Annotated in this window: 14 protein-coding genes; 3 read left to right on the forward strand and 11 right to left on the reverse strand. The window is 63.3% G+C overall.

Annotation, left to right across the window (positions count from 1 at the left end; genetic code table 11):
• Positions 1-4 precede the first annotated feature (4 nt).
• Genes TU82_RS19355 through TU82_RS19370 form a run of 4 tightly spaced genes read right to left on the reverse strand, consistent with a single transcriptional unit; the run spans position 5 to position 3,909 of the window.
• Complete coding sequence (locus TU82_RS19355; RefSeq protein ID WP_057724839.1) at positions 5-961, reverse strand: lysylphosphatidylglycerol synthase domain-containing protein; 957 nt, start codon at positions 959-961, stop codon at positions 5-7.
• Entirely contained in the window at positions 951-2,213 is a 1,263-nt protein-coding gene (gene clsB, locus TU82_RS19360; protein WP_057724840.1) for a cardiolipin synthase ClsB, read from the reverse strand. Before clsB ends, TU82_RS19355 begins: the two co-directional genes overlap by 11 nt.
• Complete coding sequence (locus TU82_RS19365) at positions 2,210-2,986, reverse strand: endonuclease/exonuclease/phosphatase family protein (protein ID WP_057724841.1); 777 nt, start codon at positions 2,984-2,986, stop codon at positions 2,210-2,212. The genes clsB and TU82_RS19365 overlap by 4 nt, the downstream gene beginning before the upstream one ends.
• The gene (locus TU82_RS19370; RefSeq protein WP_057724842.1) at positions 2,983-3,909 is read right to left on the reverse strand and encodes a DUF72 domain-containing protein; all 927 of its coding nucleotides are present in this window, start codon (positions 3,907-3,909) and stop codon (positions 2,983-2,985) included. Before TU82_RS19370 ends, TU82_RS19365 begins: the two co-directional genes overlap by 4 nt.
• Before the next feature lie 188 nt (positions 3,910-4,097).
• On the opposite strand from TU82_RS19370, the gene TU82_RS19375 reads away from it, so the two are divergent.
• On the forward strand, positions 4,098-6,179 hold the full coding sequence (locus TU82_RS19375; protein ID WP_057724843.1) for a mechanosensitive ion channel family protein: 2,082 nt from the start codon (positions 4,098-4,100) through the stop codon (positions 6,177-6,179).
• A gap of 107 nt (positions 6,180-6,286) precedes the next feature.
• Here TU82_RS19375 and TU82_RS19380 read toward each other — a convergent pair whose 3' ends face one another.
• Positions 6,287-10,534 carry a DEAD/DEAH box helicase gene (locus TU82_RS19380; RefSeq protein WP_057724844.1) on the reverse strand — a complete coding sequence of 1,416 codons (4,248 nt, stop codon included), beginning with the start codon at positions 10,532-10,534 and terminating at the stop codon, positions 6,287-6,289.
• Between the two features lie 167 nt (positions 10,535-10,701).
• On the opposite strand from TU82_RS19380, the gene TU82_RS19385 reads away from it, so the two are divergent.
• Positions 10,702-11,586 (forward strand): sugar nucleotide-binding protein, encoded by an 885-nt coding sequence (locus TU82_RS19385; RefSeq protein ID WP_082632041.1) that lies wholly within the window; start codon positions 10,702-10,704, stop codon positions 11,584-11,586.
• Between the two features lie 124 nt (positions 11,587-11,710).
• Here the strand turns inward: TU82_RS19385 and TU82_RS19390 are convergent, their stop codons facing one another.
• From TU82_RS19390 to TU82_RS19410, 5 genes are all read right to left on the reverse strand, one after another.
• Entirely contained in the window at positions 11,711-12,409 is a 699-nt protein-coding gene (locus TU82_RS19390) for an OmpW/AlkL family protein (RefSeq protein WP_057724846.1), read from the reverse strand.
• Positions 12,410-12,633: 224 nt separating this feature from the next.
• Positions 12,634-13,155, reverse strand: a complete 522-nt coding sequence (locus TU82_RS19395) for a DUF3299 domain-containing protein (protein WP_057724847.1) — start codon at positions 13,153-13,155, stop codon at positions 12,634-12,636.
• Positions 13,156-13,166: 11 nt separating this feature from the next.
• Positions 13,167-14,432, reverse strand: a complete 1,266-nt coding sequence (locus TU82_RS19400; RefSeq protein ID WP_057724848.1) for an ABC transporter permease — start codon at positions 14,430-14,432, stop codon at positions 13,167-13,169.
• A 1-nt stretch (position 14,433) separates the two neighbouring features.
• Positions 14,434-15,144 (reverse strand): ABC transporter ATP-binding protein, encoded by a 711-nt coding sequence (locus tag TU82_RS19405; protein WP_057724849.1) that lies wholly within the window; start codon positions 15,142-15,144, stop codon positions 14,434-14,436.
• A 6-nt stretch (positions 15,145-15,150) separates the two neighbouring features.
• Positions 15,151-15,768 carry a DUF2796 domain-containing protein gene (locus TU82_RS19410; RefSeq protein ID WP_057724850.1) on the reverse strand — a complete coding sequence of 206 codons (618 nt, stop codon included), beginning with the start codon at positions 15,766-15,768 and terminating at the stop codon, positions 15,151-15,153.
• 130 nt (positions 15,769-15,898) lie between these two features.
• Between TU82_RS19410 and TU82_RS19415 the strand changes: the two genes are divergently transcribed.
• Positions 15,899-16,243, forward strand: a complete 345-nt coding sequence (locus tag TU82_RS19415) for a hypothetical protein (RefSeq protein ID WP_057724851.1) — start codon at positions 15,899-15,901, stop codon at positions 16,241-16,243.
• A gap of 104 nt (positions 16,244-16,347) precedes the next feature.
• Here the strand turns inward: TU82_RS19415 and trxA are convergent, their stop codons facing one another.
• Positions 16,348-17,220 carry a thioredoxin gene (gene trxA / locus TU82_RS19420; RefSeq protein WP_057724852.1) on the reverse strand — a complete coding sequence of 291 codons (873 nt, stop codon included), beginning with the start codon at positions 17,218-17,220 and terminating at the stop codon, positions 16,348-16,350.
• Positions 17,221-17,329 lie beyond the last annotated feature (109 nt).

Here is a 17,329-nt window from a genome sequence, read left to right on the forward strand (position 1 = left end):
CGCGCTAGGCGGGTGTCTTCTTCACCCGCAACGCCTTGGCCTTCGCCTCCACCCCCAGGTACATCACCAGCGCGATCAACAACGGGCAGATGAAATAGATCGCCCGATAGGCAATCAACCCGGCCAGCAAACTGCCGCGTGACACCTCATGCTGCAACAGCCCGATAAACACTGCTTCCAGCACGCCAAGGCCGGCTGGAATATGCGTGAGCACCCCGGCAATCGCGCTGATCAGCAGCACCCCGAGCACCAGCGGATAATCCAGTTTCGCCGGCAACAGGGTGAAAATCACCGCCGCCATCAGCGACCAGTTCAACGCGCCCAACAGCAATTGCAGACACGCCATGCGCAGTGACGGCAGGTTGATTTCCATGCCGCGAATCGTCCACGCACGTTTTTTCGAGAACCGACAGGCCACCAGATAGCCCAGGCTGGCCAGTACCAATAGCGCCCCAATGCCTTGCAGTGCCGTAGTGCTGACTTTCCAACCCGGCGGCATGGTGACCAGGCCGCTGCTGAACACCGCGCCGGCCAACGCCATATAGCCGAACCAGTTGGTTGCCAGGCTCAGCCCCAGAATCTTGGCGATATTGCCGGTGCTCACGCCCAGTCGCGAGTACAGGCGATAACGCATGGCGATGCCGCCCACCCACGCGCTCAGGTTGAGGTTGAATGCGTAGCTGATGATGCCCACCGGCAGGATCTGCTTCCAGCGCAAGGGCTGGCGAATGTAGGTGCGGCCGATGAGGTCGAAGCAGGCATACACGATAAAACTGCACACCGTCAGCGCGCCGGCGATCAGCAGCGTGCGCACCTTGAATTCGCTCAACGTCTGCAGCACTTCGCTCCAGTCGATGCGTCGGGCAAGCAAGGTGAACAGCACGATCAGCAGCAGGAAGAACGCGATGGTCAGGGGCTTCTTCCAGCGCTGGAACCGGGAGCTTTTTTTTTCAGACGTCATGGGCCGGACTCTCAATGGGTTTCAAACGCGGCTTGTGTGCCGGCAGCCAGCCGGTCAGGGCGGGGAAGTGACGCATCACATGAAAGACCAGGAAGCCCACGGTCAGGCGCCACAACCACAGGCGCGGTTTGCGTTTTGCCGGCATGGTCTGGCAATGGTCCCTGGCGAGCGCTTCCAGGCTCTCGTACAACTGCTGATTGAACGCCCGGTCGCGAATCAGCACATTGGCTTCAAGGTTCAATGCCAGGCTCAACGGGTCCAGGTTGCTTGACCCTACGGTGCTCCAGTCATCGTCCACCAAGGCGACCTTGCCGTGCAGCGGGCGCTGACAGTACTCGTGAATGACCACGCCGTCCTTGAGCAGATAGTCATACAGCATGCGCGCCGCCAGCTTGGCCAGCAGCACATCCGGCTGACCCTGCATGATCAATTGCACATGCACGCCACGGCGCGCGGCGTTGCGGATTTCACGCAGCAGGCGGTAACCGGGGAAGAAATACGCGTTGGCGATCACGGCACGCGTACGGGCTTTGCTCAACGCGTGGATGTAGGCTTCCTCGATGTCATCGCGATGCTGCACGTTGTCGCGATAAATCAGGCGTACCAGCCCGTCTTCATCAGAGGTTGCCCACGGCGTAGGGCGTTGCTGACGGCGCCGCCATCCGCGCCGCGTGCGCACCTGGCGACCACTCTGCGCCAGGGCGAAGTGGTGCAGGTCGGCCACCGCCGGGCCCACGATTTGCACCGCATAATCCTGCTTGGCTTCAGGGCCGAAGTCACCCAGATGGTCGGCGGAAAAGTTGATACCGCCGATGAACGCCACGCTGGCATCCACCACCACGATTTTGCGGTGCAGGCGGCGGAACCAGTTGGTGCGGATGCCCAGCGTCTTCGAGGCCGGGTCGAACATCTGCACCTCCACCCCGGCTTCGGCCAGCTCGCGCAAAAATGCGGAGCTCAGTTCGCCGCAACCAAAGCCATCCAGGCTGGCCACCACTTTCACCCCGCGCTGCGCGGCTTCGATCAGGATCGCTTTGAGTTCAAAGCCGACCTTGTCTTCGAAGAGGATAAACGTCTCCAGCAGAATCTCGCGCTGCGCCGCGCGCATGGCGTCGAACACCCTGGGAAAGTAGGCCTCGCCATTTTCCAGCAACTCGATGCGGTTCCCGCTTTGCCAGCCGTAGTCGAGGTCGCGCGCCTTGGCATCATCCGGCGGTTGGTCGGTGGCGATATGTTCTACAGCAACGTTCATAACTCAATCTCCACCGACAGCGGCACATGGTCGGACAGATGGGACCAGGGCCGCGTGGTCAGCACTCGGGGGTTATGCACCTTCAGATTGCGCACGTAGATGCGGTCCAGCGGCAACAACGGCAGGCGCGCCGGAAAGGTGCGCGCCGGTTTGCCCTGGGTCTGTACAAAGACTTCCTCCAGACCGCTTTGGCTGAGGTCGGCGCGCTGGCGCCAGTCGTTGAAATCGCCGGCGACCACCACCGGCGCGTCGGCCGGAATCTCGCTGATGCGCTGCTCCAGCAAGCGCAGTTGCTGCTGGCGATGCACTTCGCGCAGGCCCAGGTGGATGCAGATCGCATGCATCTCCTGCCCGCTACCCGGCAAGCGCAGCACGCAATGCAACAGGCCGCGGTTTTCGTGGCCGCTCTGGGAGATGTCGAGGTTGTCGTGACGCACGATCTGGAATTTCGACAGCAACGCGTTGCCGTGGTCGCCATGGGGGTAGACCGCGTTGCGCCCGTAGGCGAACTGCGGCCAGATGCTGTCGGCCAGGAACTCGTACTGCGGCATCTTCGGCCAATCGCTGTAGCGCTGCGGATGCTGCTCATGGGTGCCATGGATTTCCTGCAGGAACACCATGTCGGCGCCGACGCTGCGCACCGCTTCGCGCAACTCGGGCAGGATGAAGCGCCGATTCAAGGCAGTAAAACCCTTATGGATATTGACCGTCAGCACGGTGAAGCGGGTTATGGGCGTCGTGGGTGTGATGGGAATCAACTCCGGCTGGGTCATGGCAGCACTCCAGGTTCCGGCAATTGCCCCGGCGCTGTGGCCAGGTGCTTGTCCAGATCGAAGCGCTGCAGCAATTGACGGGCATCGAAAGGCGCACGCACCTTGATGTCGTTATCGAAAAAGCAGAACACGTCGCGCTGTTTGCGCACGCGTGGCTTGTGTTGCGGGTCGATCAAATGCGCATCCGCAGGCTGCTTGCCGTGACGCCAACGCTCGATGCGGTCGCCCCAGCGCTTGAGCGCTTCGTCGGTGTAGCCACTGGCGTACAACTGCTTGTCGCCATGCAGGCGCAGGTACATGAAGTTGGCGGTGACGTCTTCGGCATACGGCCACTTGCCGGCGGTGTCCGCCACCACCAGGGCCACGCCATACTTGTCCAGCAGCTGCACAAACTCGGGCACCGCAAAGCTTTGGTGGCGAATTTCCACAGCATGGCGCAACGGCTGTTTGCCGTAGGCCTTCATGCTCGCCTTGCCGTTCAGGCGGGGCTCATGCTGATGGGCGAGGGCGGCGGCCTGCAAGGTGGTGGTGGGCAGTTCGGCCAGGAAGGCTTCGAACAGGGGCGGGTCGAACTTGAAGCTGGGCGGGAACTGCCAGAGTATCGGGCCAAGCTTGTCTTTGAGCTCCAGTACCCCGGACGCGAAGAAATTCGCCATGGGCTTGTGCACATCGCGCAGGCGCAGGATGTGGGTGATATAGCGCGGCGCCTTGACGCTGAACATGAACCCTTCGGGCGTGTCGGCATACCATTCGGCATAGCGCTTGGGGGTTTGCAGCGCGTAGAACGAACCGTTGATTTCGATCGCGTTGACGGCGCGTGACGCAAACTGCAACTCGCGTTTCTGGGTCAAGCCTTCGGGGTAGAAATCGCCCCGCCAGGGCGTGTAGCGCCAGCCGGAAATGCCGATGTGAATCGCCGCCATGCTTACTCCCGTTGAAGTAGGGTCGATTGCCCCGCGTGTTGGGATGACTGCGATCTCTGGCCGAAAGTTTCCACATTCCTACAGGCGGTAGAGGGGCGGAATGTAGAAAAGGGGCTGGGCGAATCAGGGGAACGATCGCGGCTCAAACCCGTCAGTTCCTTACAGACCCCCTGAAGGAGCCCGGTGTTTTGCTGAATTTAAAGACTGCATTACTGCTCGGCGCGCTGCTGTTATGCGGCAACGGCGCACTGCAGGCCGCGGCCACCGCGCCTGAACCCGAAGCCCCGGCCAAGCCGGAATTGCTGGTGGAGGGCGGCCTGCTTGGGGCGATCAGCTCCAGCATCGATGATGTGCAGCAGAAGCTGGACCTCAACCAGAACTTCATTGACGAGTGGCGCCTGCGGGCCGACCGGGCCGCGAACGAAGTCGGGCGTCTGGTCGACCAGACCGCTGCGCGCTCGCCGTGGAGCGTGGCCGGGGATTTCCTGTTGCTGTCCGCCGTGTGGATCGGTGCTTTTGCAGTGCTGACCCTGGTGGGCCGCGTCATCGTGCGGCGCCTGGGCCAGCGTGGTTTTTTCCAGCGCCGTGAGCGCCTGCTGGCGGTGCTCGGGTATGTGGTGCCCTACACCGTCCCGGCCATCATCTGCCTGCCTTTGACGCTGTATGTCAGCCACTTTTTAGCCACCTCCGTGGGCCGGGCGCTGGCGCTGTGTTTTGCCTACGCCACCAGTAGCGGCATCTTTTCCACCTCGATGCTGCTGTGCGTCATTGTCATGTTCAACCTCGGCCACAAGCGCCCGGCGGTGCGGTTGATCCGCGACTACTGCCCCAAGCCGCTGTTCCTGATCGGCTTCCTCGCCGCCCTCAGCGACGCGCTGACCAGTCCGCAGATCGCCCGTCAGCTCGGCGGCAATATCACCAGCAGCATCGCGGTGTTCACCGGCCTGTTTGCCACGGTGATCTTTGGCGTGCTGGTGGTGCGCCTGCGGCGTCCGGTGGCGCACCTGATCCGCAATCGGCCGCTGGCCCAGCGTCTCAAGCACCCGGCGTTGCAGCAGTCGTTGCGGGTATTTTCCGGGCTCTGGTACTGGCCGATTCTGCTGATGGTGCTGGTCTCGGCAATCAACCTGATCGGTGCCGGCGACGATAATCAAAAGGCCCTGCGCTGTGCCTTGTTCACCACTATTTTGTTGATCGGCACGGTGTTCCTCAGCACGGTGCTGCAACACCTGTTCAAATCTCGCAGCCAGGTGGCGATCCAGCGCAGCAGCGCCTACAAGGAGCGCTTCCTCAGCCTGTTGCACGCGGTCTTGCGCATCGTCATGGCGGTCGCCTTTATCGAAATTCTCGGGCGTATCTGGGGCGTGTCGTTGTTCGAGTTTGCCCAGCGCAACTCGGTGGGCCGGGCGATCAGCGATTCCTTAAGCAGCATAGGCCTGATCCTGCTGATGACCTGGTTGTTCTGGGTGGTGCTCGATACGGCGATCCAGGAAGCGCTCAAACCGCCGGTCAACAAGCGCTCCAGCCGCCAGCCCAGCACCCGGGTGAAAACCATCCTGCCGCTGTTGCGCAACGCGGTGAAAATTATCCTGGTGGTGATTTGTGCCATCACCACCATGGCCAACCTGGGCATCAACGTCGCGCCGCTGCTGGCGGGTGCCGGTGTGGTCGGCCTAGCCATCGGTTTCGGCTCACAGCAACTGGTGCAGGACGTGATCACCGGCCTGTTCATCATCATCGAAGACACCCTGTCGATCGGCGACTGGGTGGTGCTCGACTCCGGCCATGCCGGCACCGTCGAAGGCCTGACCATCCGCACCCTGCGCCTGCGCGACGGCAAGGGCTTCGTGCATTCGGTGCCGTTCGGGCAGATCAAGGCGGTCACCAACCAGTCGCGGCAATTCGCTTATGCCTTCTTCTCAGTGCAGTTCACTTACGACACCGATGTGGACAAAGCCGTGGAGCTGATCCGCGAGGCCGGGCAGTCGATCCGCGACGACGTGTTCCTCAAGTACAACCTGCAAGGGCCGCTGGAGGTGTTCGGCGTCGACAAGATGGACCTCAACGGCGTGGTGCTGACGGCGCAGTTCCGTACTGTGTCGGGTGGGCAATATGCGGTGAGCCGCGCGTTTAACCAGCGCTTGAAGAAGCTTGTGGATAACTGCGACGAGGTGCATTTCGCGCAGACTTATCCACAGCAGGTGTTGTTGCCCAAGCGGGTGGGGCAGGAGCATGAGGTGGCGATGACCGAGCAGCCGCGTGCCGAGTGATTGGGGTGGCTGAGCCGACGCTATCGGGGGCAAGCCCCCTCCCACATTTGAACGGTGTTCACAAATCCAGTGTGGGAGGGGGCTTGCCCCCAATGAGGCCCTCAAAGTCACCACCTGAGCAACTTCTCCTGAATAGCCTGCTGATCCACCTCCAGCAACACCTGCTGCTTGCCGCCAACCATCACCCCCGCCGGCACCCCATCCCGGTACACAATCCGATTGCCACTCACCGCCGGGACTTTGGTCCCCGGTAGCAGCGTACCAACCAGGTTCAGCGGGTCGGCCCCGCACACCGCGATCAAGCTCCCGTCATGGGGCCGGCGTCGCACTTCACGCAGCAGCGGGATCGCCTCCGGCAGTGCAAACTGTTCCCCCGCCAGGCCACTGACAAACCGCCCGCCGCGAATCTCGCCCCGCGCTTCCAGGCGGTGGTAGGTGCGCAGCAATTCGCGCCAGCTCGGCAACCAGTCCGCTTCGCGGTCCAGCACGCGCCAGAACACCACGCCATAGCGGCGCAGCAGGGTCATCGCCACATGCTCCAGCGTCTCGGCCGAATGCGCACCGGGCTCGGCTGGCGCGCGGCGTATCAAGGCCCAGCGCCCGGCATCGTCCATGCCGCCGATAAAGGCGCCGCGTCCACGCCGGCTGCTGCGCGCCTGGCGTTTGCTGGCGGGTGTGGTCAGGGCGCGCAGCCCGGCAAAGCTGTCGGCATTCACCAACCCCGCACCGACCAGCTCCTGCAACGCGGTTTCCAGCTCGCTGCGCAGCAGATGGGCTTCGTGCACCAGCTCATCGAAAAACAGCGCGCCCTGTTCGCGCAGGGCCAAGTGGACTTTCTGCGCCTTGGGCGACAGCGTGGTGCTGTCGGTCTGTTCGGTGAGTCCGCTCCACAACGGTACCTGGCTGCGCGGCAACAGCACGATCGGCGTGCTGCGCAAGGCCATGGCGCCGCCCTTGTGGCTCAGGCGCGTCCAAACCAGCTTGCCGCTGCGGCACAGGTCGTCGAGCCAGGTCGAGGAATAGTCCTTGATACGCGCACTGAGCAGGTCACTGTCCCAGGCCGAAGTGGCGGCGGCGTAGCCTTCGAACTGGCCGACGATCTGCGGCAACACCGCGCTGCCCTGGCCGCGCGTGCTGTCGGACAGGTGCTGCCAGTCGAACAGAAAGCGCATGAAATCCTGCAGCGCCACCGGTTCGATTTCGCGGCGCAGGCGCTTGACCGTGTAGCGATGAATACGCGCCAGCAGGTGCCGTTCGCACCATTGCTCATCACCACAGCCCGGGCTGAAGTGCCCGCGCAGCACGTAGCCTTCCTGCTCCAGCCGCGCCAACCCCTGGGCCACGGTGGCGGGCGGCAGCGCCAGGGGCGCGGCGATTTCGGGCAGCGTCAATGGGCCGAAACCGCCCAGGCGCGCACGTAGTACCTCCACCAAGGCCTCATCGAATGTCCACGGCGCGTCGAAACCGGGCAGCAGCGCCATGTCGTGCGGGTAGATAGCCTGCAGACAGCTCAAGCGTTCCACGGCTACCCACAGGCCGTTGGGCAACGGATAAGCGCGTCCGGCCTCGTTCAAACCCCGCAACCACTCCGCCCATTCAGGTGTGACCTCCTGCTCTGCAATGCAGGCCAGGCTCATCAGCGCTTCGTGCATTTCATCCGGCCCCTGGGGCGCGGGCCAAGCCTCCTCGCTTACGCCGGCAATCGCCTCGGCATCCAGCGCGCCGAGGTCGTCGGTACTTTGCGGGTCGCTCCAGCGGCGGTTGAGTACCGCCTGGGTGCGGCGTTCTTCCAGCGGCGCGTCATCGAGAAAGGTGTAGGGGCGCGCGCTGAGAATCTCGGCGGCCATTGGCGAGGGCGCCGGCAGGTCACGGCTGACCATGCGCACGTCGCCCGCTTCCATGCGCCGCAACAGGGCCAGCCAGCCCTCGCTGTCCATGGCTTCGTGCAGGCAGTCATCGAGGGTTTGTTCCACCAGCGGATGGTCGGGCACTTCGCGTTCGCCGGCGAGGTTTTCCAGGCAGGCAATCTGGTCGGGAAACACACTGGCGATCAGGTCTTCGCTTTTCATGCGCTGGACCTGCGGCGCCACCTTGCGCCCGCCGGTGTAGCGCGGCAATGCCAGGGCCACGCCGGCGTTCCAGCGCCAGCGCACGCCGAACAGCGGCGCATCCAGCACGGCCTGGATCAGCAGGTGTTCGGCGCTGTTGCTGTTGAGGTAGCGCCACACCTCATCCAGCGCGAAGCTATGGCTGGTGGACAGCGACAGCACGATCGCATTTTCGCTGGCCGCCGCTTGCAGCTCGAAGTTGAAGGTGCGGCAAAAGCGCTTGCGCAGGGCCAGGCCCCAGGCGCGGTTGATGCGGCTGCCAAAGGGCGTGTGGATGATCAACTGGGTGCCGCCGGACGCGTCGAAAAAACGCTCCATGATCAAGGTGTCCCGGGACGGCAAGGCGCTGAGGGCCAGGCGGGCGCGGGCCAGGTAATCCAGCAGTTGTTCGGCGCTGGCGCGGTTCAGACCGAGCGTCTCGGTGAGCCATGTCTGCGCCGGTTGCAGATCGCCCGGGCTGGCGCTGAGCAACTGGTCCAACTGCCCCTGCAAACGGGCCACCGCCGCCGACAACTCGTTGCTGCGCCCCGGCGCTTCGCCCAGCCAGAACGGGATGGTCGGCGGCTGACCGTGGGCGTCCTCGACGCGCACCTTGCCGGCCTCCACCCGCAGGATGCGGTAGGACGTATTGCCCAGCTGGAAAATATCGCCGGCGATGCTCTCCACCGCGAAGTCTTCGTTGACGCTGCCGATGTTCAGGCTCTGGGGCTCGAGCAGCACGCTGTAGTCGGCGTTGTCGGGGATGGTGCCGCCGCTGGTTACGGCGGTGAGTCGGGCGCCACGGCGACCGCGCAGGGTATGGGTGACCGCATCGCGGTGCAGATAAGCGCTGCGGATACCCTGGCGACCGTTGTAGCCGTCGGCGAGCATGTGCAACAGCGCCTGGTAATGGCGCTCGTCCAGCTCGGCATAGGGCGCGGCGCGGCGGATAAGCGTCAGCAGGGCAGCTTCGGACCATTCGCGCGCGCTGACTTCGGCGATGATCTGCTGGGCCAGCACGTCCAGCGGCGCCACCGGGATGTGCAAGGTGTCGAGCTCGCCCCGGCGCACGCAGTCGAGGAGGGCGGCGCATTCGATCAGGTCGTCGCGGGTGGTGGCAAACAAGCGGCCCTTGGGCGTGCCGCCGACCTGGTGCCCGGAGCGGCCAACCCTTTGCAGAAACCCGTTGATCGAGCCGGGCGAACTGATCTGGCAGACCAGGTCCACATCGCCGATATCAATCCCCAGCTCCAGCGACGCGGTGGCGATCAGCACTTGCAGCTCACCGGCCTTGAGGCGTTGCTCGGCCTCCAGGCGCATTTCCTTGGCCAGGCTGCCGTGGTGGGCGGCTACCGCCGTCTTGCCCAGGCGCTCGCTCAGATGCCGCGCCAGGCGTTCGGCCAGACGTCGGGTGTTCACGAATATCAGCGTGGTGCGGTGCTCACTGGCCAGCTCGGCGAGGCGGTTGTAGACCAGTTCCCAGACGTCATTGGCCATCACCGCCGAGAGCGGCACCGGCGGCACTTCGATAGCCATGTCGCGCGGGCGGGCGTGGCCTATGTCGACAATGGCGCACTCGCGGCCCGTGCCGACCAAAAACCGCGACACCGCGTCGATGGGCTTTTGCGTAGCCGACAGGCCGATGCGCGTCAGCGGCTCGGCGCACAGGGCTTGCAGGCGCTCCAGGCTCAACGCCAGGTGACTGCCGCGTTTGCCGGCGGCAATCGCGTGGATTTCATCGACGATTACCGTGCGCGTGCTGGCGAGCATCTGCCTGCCCGAGTCAGAGCCGAGCAGCACATACAGCGATTCCGGGGTGGTCACCAGGATATGCGGCGCGCGCTTGCGCATCTGCGCGCGGTCTTTTTGTGGCGTGTCACCGGTGCGTACCGCGGTGCGGATCACCAGCGGCGGCAGGCCTTGTTTTTCAAGATGCTCGGTGATGCCGGCCAGCGGGTTTTGCAGGTTGATCTGAATATCGTTGGACAGCGCCTTGAGCGGCGAAACATAGACCACCAGGGTTTCATCGGGCAGTTGGCCGCCGTTGGCCAGGCCCTGATGGACCAGATCGTCCAGCACCGCGAGAAAGGCGGTCAGGGTCTTGCCCGAACCGGTCGGCGCGGCGATCAACGTTGAACGGCGCTGACGGATCAGCGGCCACGCCCGGGCCTGCGCGGCGGTCACCGCGGGGAAGGTGCTGCGAAACCAGGTGCTGACGGCGGGGTGGAAGCCGTCCAGTGCGCTGTCCGTCGATTCGGGAAGGTTCATGTAGTGATTGATGCCGGCGGCTCCAACAAGTTGCAAACACCTACTTTGTCCGTGACGGTTGCGCTACAAACCCGCAAAATGCAACGATTCTGGAATAAACCTACGGCAAGGCTCACGCGCCTGCCGACAACCACCATCGTTCCAAACAGACCGGGCCTGCTCAATCTATGCGAATGCGCCTTATGTTACTGGGCGGCGGGAATGCCCTCGGGCAGGCGCTGATTCGCCTCGGTGCAGAGGAAGACATCGGTTTCCTCGCCCCCAAACCGCCCCAAGACGGCTGGGATGCCGCGAGCCTCACCCAATTGCTCGACGACACCCGTCCCGATGCATTGATCAATCTCGCCTATTATTTCGACTGGTTCCAGGCCGAGACCGTCAGCGAAACTCGCCTGGCTTCCCAGGAATTCGCCATCGAGCGCCTGGCCGAACTGTGCCAGCACCACAGCATTACCCTGGTGCAGCCGTCCAGCTACCGCGTATTCGATGGTTCCCGCGCCACCGCCTACAGCGAAAAAGACGAGCCGGTGCCTCTGGGCCTGCGCGGCCAGGCGTTGTGGCGTATCGAGCAGAGCGTACGCGCCACCTGCCCGCAGCATGTGCTGCTGCGGTTCGGCTGGCTGCTCGATGACAGCGTCGACGGCACCCTCGGGCGCTTCCTGGCCCGGGCCGAACAGCCGGATGAGTTGTTGATGGCCGACGACCGTCGTGGCAACCCGACGCCGGTGGACGATGCGGCGCGAGTGATCATTTCCGTGCTCAAGCAACTCGATTGCGCCGCGCCGCTGTGGGGCACCTACCACTACGCCGGTCACGAGGCGACCACGCCGCTGGCGCTGGGCCAGGCGATCCTCACCGAAGCGCGCAACTTCCACCCCCTGGCCATTGAGTCGCCGACGGCCCAGGCCCACGCGGCGCGGCCGGATGCAGCGGACGAACCGCAGCATGCGGTGCTGGCCTGCAAGAAAATCCTGCATACCTTTGGCATCAAGCCACGGGCGTGGCGCGCAGGGCTGCCGGCGTTGCTCGACCGGTTCTACCGCCACACTTGAAAACAACACAGAACCAATGTGGGAGGGGGCTTGCCCCGATAGCAGAGTGTCAGTCAAAGATTTATTGACTGGTCCACCGCCATCGGGGGCAAGCCCCCTCCCACATTTGGTTTTGTAGTGTTGTTTAGAACTTGTAGCCAATACCCACCATGTAGACCATCGGGTCGACATCCACATTGACCTTGGCCCGGGTGCCCTGGCCCAGGGCGTTGTTATCCACAGTCGCCTTGGTGCTGATGTCGATATAACGCGCCTGGGCGTTGATCATCCACTTGTCGTTGATCATGTAGTCGGCGCCGATCTGCGCGGCCCAGCCCCAGGAGTTCTCGGCCTTGAAGTTGCTGAAGCCGGCTTGCTCGGCGCGGCTGCCGACGTGCTCGTCGTAGATCCAGGTGTAGTTGATACCGGCGCCCACATAGGGTTGGAACGCCGACTGGTGGTCCAGCGGGTAGTACACGACGCTCAGGGTCGGCGGCAGGTGTTTGAGTGTGCCGAGCTTGCCGTTGGCGGCGCCGAGGGCGGTGTTCTTGATCTTTACATCATGCTCGAACGGCGTGGCGGCCAGCAGTTCGATACCGACGTGATCGGTGATCATGTAGGCGAAGTTCAAGCCCAGTTGGGTGTCGCTGCTCATGGTCGCCTTGCCGCCCAGGTTGGCGCCGGCCAATGGGCCCTGGTCAACCTTGACGCTGCTGCTGTCGGCCTTCGGGTTCACGGTGATTGCACCGGCGCGAACCAGAATGTCGCCCGCCTGGTGGGCGTGGGCGACAGGGGCGACGAGGGCGAGCGCGAAGAGGGACGCGCCGAGCAGAGACTTGTTCATGGGAGCTCCAAAAGGACGTTAAAAGTTGTACGTCCAATGGTAAAGATCGTTCCGTACGATCTTTTGATTCAGCTCAATGAAAGGTTAAACCACACCGCAAAAATTGTGGGAGGGGGCTTGCTCCCGATAGCAGAGTGTCAGGCAAAGATTTATTGACTGGTCCACCGCTATCGGGGGCAAGCCCCCCTCCCACATTTGATCTTCGGTGTGTTCGCAGGCGGTGATTATTCTTCGAGCTCGTACATGTAGATCTTTTCGGCATCCATCTGGTAACCGGCATCGGCCAACTCACTGGACGACGGCTTGACCTGCATCGCGCCCTCGATCCAGTACGGCTGGTACAGCTCATCGAGTTTCACCCCGACTTCGCTTTTCACGTGCACGATCTGGTTCGACGGCGGTGGCGGCACGTGGATGCACGCGCCGAAATACGGCACCAGCAGGAACTCGGTGGTGCGGCCTTCTTCGCTCACCTCCAGCGGCACGATGTACCCCGGCAGGCGAATGTGCCGGCCGTCAAGGCTCTGCACCACCGGCGCGTTGGGCAAGTCCTGTTTGGCGGCGGGCGCGGCCTCGACGGACAGGGAATCGGCCATGTTCGACAGGTCGTGCAGCGGTTTCATATTGGGCACTTCCGGTGGCGCATCCGGTGGGATCATTTCCTGCCACGACAAATCCCGGGGCTGCTCCTCGGCCCAGGCGGGTACGGCCACCAGCAACAACAGGGCAAACAGGGCACGACGCATCGACAGCTTCCTCATAAACGAATGGACAAGCCATCGGCCAACGACTGGCGATAGGCCCGCCAGGCGGGCACGCTGCCCATCAACAGCGCCGCCGCCAGGATACCGGCGAGCAGCGTCCATTCATATTCGCTCGGCCATGCCATCGGCAGGTCCAGGCCGTAGTTGGCCTGCAAATAGCCCCGCGATGCGGCGATGCACAGGTACAGCAAACCCAAGCCGGCCACCACGCCGGACAGGGCCAGCGCGAAGGCCTCGAAGATCAGCAGCGTTGCGATATGCCACGGCCGCGCGCCCACCGAACGCAGGATCGCCATCTCGCGGCGGCGTTCGTTGAGGCTGGTGAGGATCGCCGTGAGCATGCCGATCAACCCGGTCAGCACCACGAACAACGAGATCACGAACAAGGCTTTTTCGGCCGTGCCCATCATGCTCCACAGTTCCTGCAGCGCCACGCCCGGCAGGATGGCCAGCATCGGCTCGCCACGGAATTCATTGATTTCCCGTTGCAGGGCGAAGGTGGAAATCTTGTTGTTCAACCCGAGCATGAACGCAGTGATGGCCTGCGGGGTCAGGTCCATATTGCGCGCCTGATCGGCGCTGATACGGCCTTTGCCCTGGGCCGGTACGCCGTTGTGCCAGTCGATGTGGATCGCCTCCATGCCGCCCAGGCTGATATGCAGCGTGCGGTCCACCGGCGTGCCGGTGCGCTTGAGGATGCCGACCACGGTGAAGGGCTTGTCATCGTGCTTGACCAGGCTGACCACCGCCACGCCATGGGCCAGCACCAGCTTGTCGCCAAGCTTGTAATGCAGGGCGTCGGCCACCTCGGCACCGAGCACCACCTCGAACGGGTCGGTGGCAAAGGCGCGGCCGCTGGCCAGCTCAAGGTTTTGTTTGCGACCGTACTGGTAATGCTCGAAGTAGGATGCGTTGGTGCCCATCACTCGGTAACCGCGATGGGAATCGCCGAGCGAAATCGGGATCGCCCATTTCACCTGGGGGTTGGCCGCGAAGTGCTCGTAGCTGTCCCAGCGGATGTTATTGGTGGCGTTGCCGATGCGAAACACCGAGTACAGCAGCAGGTTCACCGAGCCCGAGCGTGCCCCGACGATCAGGTCCGTGCCGCTGATAGTGCTGGCGAAGCTGTTGCGCGCTTCGACGCGCACGCGCTCCACCGCCAGCAACAAGCATACGGAAAGCGCGATGGCGAAGGCGGTCAGGATGGCGGTAAAGCGGCGGTTGGCGAGGCTGGCCATGGCCAGACGAAACAGATACATCTCAAACCTCTGCGGGCATGGCGGCGCGATTGAGTTCGGCCAGCGACAGGTTGCGGTCGAACAGCGGAGCCAGGCTTTGGTCGTGGCTGACAAACAACAGGCTGGCGCCCGCTTCGCGGCATTCGGCGAACAGCAGTTGGATGAATGCCTCACGGGCGTCGTAGTCCAGGGCCGACGTTGGCTCGTCGGCGATCACCAGTTCCGGTTGGCCGATCAGCGCACGGGCAGCGGCCACCCGTTGTTGCTGGCCGATGGACAGTGAATCGGCGCGGCGCTCGAGCAAGTCCGGGTCTTTCAAACCCAGATGCGCAAGCAAAGTGGCTGCGGCCTGGTCCACGCTGCCGTGGCGCTGGGCCGCTCGCTGTGCGCGCAGTTTGGAGAAGTGGCAAGGCAGCTCGACGTTTTCGCGCACCGACAGAAACGGCAGCAGGTTGAACTGCTGGAAGATGTAGCCGGTGTGGTCCACGCGGAAGCGGTCACGGGCACCGGCAGACAGTTCGGTCAGCTCCTGGCCGAGCAGGCGAATGCTGCCTCGGCTGGGTTTCTGCACACCGCCAAGCAAGCCGAGCAGGGTGGTTTTGCCACTGCCGCTGGGGCCCTTGAGGAACAGGGTTTCCCCCGGCTCCAGGCGGAACGCGGGGATGTCCAGCAACTGCGGGTGACCGGGCCAGTTGAAGCCCAGGTCGGACAGTTCGATCAATGCATCGGTCATGTGAACTCAGAACTTCAGGGTGGCTGCAGTAGCGGTCGCGTCGATACCTTGCTGGCCGCTCGGGCCGATCAGTTGTACCTGAATTTTCCGGGTGGCGGGGAAGGTCTTGAACACCTGGCTCAGGTCCAGGTTGCTCAGTGCCTCTGGCTTGGCGCAGGTGAACTGGTAATGGGCGTGGATTTCGCTGTGGTCATGATGATGCTCATGGGCGGCGGCGCCTTTGCCGTCGGTTGCATGGTCAATGCCATCGCCATCGTCGTCATCATCGTGATCGGCTTGCGGCTTGTCACCGAACAGCGGGCTGTTGAGTTCCTGTGAGCTGACGACGCAACCGGCGGCCGTGGGCAGGTTGAACAGCGCCAGCGGATTTTCCAGCTGTTTGCGCGCGGCGGCGACTTTGGCTTTGTCGGCGGCACTGGTCGCCACGTGTTCGAACCCCACCAGGTTCATTGCCGGGCTGTCCAGCTCAAACTCCAGGCTCTGGCCGTCCAGCACCGCATTGAGGCGGCCGACGCCGTGTTCGTGAGCACCGAGGCTGCCATGCTCATGGTCGTGATCTTCATGGGCATGGGCGACAGCCAGAGGCAGCAGGGCAAACGGCAAAGCAAGCAGCAGACGGCGCATGACAGGACTCCACAGATGAAAGTTTTGTTATGTAATCTTATAACAATGACGACGAGAGTTTGACCGTCCGCTTGGCGTTGCGCAAGCTGCGTGGGAGCATGCCCGTCAGAAAAATGCAGGAGTAAGGACGATGTTGCGAATTCGTGGAACCGTCGGCGACCTGCCGGTGGACTTGACCCTGGAGCTGGACGACAGCGATTGGGCGAGGCTGGGCGCGCAATTGCAGGCCGCCCCGGTGCCGACGGCGTCGACTGCGGTACCGGTCAGGCAAAGTGAGGATCTATGGCAGAACGCCCAGGACCTGTTGCGCAACGCCGGGCAGCTCAGCGGCCTGGAGCTGCTCGATCAACTGGAAGGGTTGGCCGGCGATGCTGCCGCGGGCAAGCGCCTGCTGGTGCGCCTGCGCCACAGCGCCAAAGTGAAAGTGACCAGCGGCGCCGACACGCCGCTGTACACCTGGATCGATGCTTCGTAGGAGCGAGCTCGCTCGCGAAAAACGCACAGGCACCGCGTTCATTCAGGATGACCGCGTTAACGTTGACGGCCTTCGCGAGCAAGCTCGCTCCTACAGGGCGAGGTTTAATACAACGCGGCAAACAATTTGCGGCGGTACACCGTGACCAGCGGGTGATCGTTGCCCAGCAGTTCGAACACCTGCAGCAAGGTCTTGTGCGGCAGGCCTTCGCTGTAGCTGCGGTTGCGGATAAACAGCTTGAGCAGGCCTTCCAGCGCGGCGTCGTATTGCTGGCGCGCCAGTTGTTGAATGCTCAACTGATAGGCCGCTTCGTCATCCTGTGGATTCTGTGCCAGGCGGCTTTTCAGGTCGGCGGCGTCCGGCAGGTCGGCAGCCTGGCGCAGGAAGGTGATTTGCGCCTTGGCGCCGGCGAGTGCGGCCTTGTGGTCATCGCCTTTTACGGCGTCGAGCACGGTTTGCGCTTCATCCAACTCGCCGCGCTCGGCCAGGCAACGCGCGTACAGGATCAGCGCGGCGGCGTTGGTGTTGTCTTCGCCCAGCAGCGCAACCAGCATGGCTTCGGCATCGCTGATGCGGCCCTCGGCAAACAATGCCTGGGCCTGCTCCAGCGGATCGGCTGCAGCCGGTGGCGGCATCTGCACATGGGGCTCAAGCATCGCCCGCACCGCCGACTCCGGCTGCGCCCCGGCAAACCCATCCACCGGCTGACCGTCCTTGAACAGCACCACCGTCGGCAGGCTCTGGATACCGAAACGCGCCACGATATCCTGTTCGGCTTCGCAATCAACCTTGGCCAGCAGCAACTCACCGCGATAACTCTCGGCAATCTGCGCCAGCATCGGCATCAGCGCCTTGCACGGCGCGCACCACTCGGCCCAGAAATCCACCAGCACCGGTTTTTCGAAAGAGTTCTGAATCACCGCCTGCTCGAAGTTGGCGGTGGTGACGTCGAAGATGTACGGCGTGGGCTCACTCATGAGGCGTCTCGAATAAAGCGGGAATGGGGGCAACTATAAGGGCTGGCGCGGTTGGCTGAAAGCATCGTGGACTCAAGACCTTGTCGCAGACGAACCCGCTCTCCTAGTT

It is taken from the genome of Pseudomonas orientalis (genome assembly GCF_001439815.1).
GTDB classification, from domain to species: domain Bacteria; phylum Pseudomonadota; class Gammaproteobacteria; order Pseudomonadales; family Pseudomonadaceae; genus Aquipseudomonas; species Aquipseudomonas orientalis.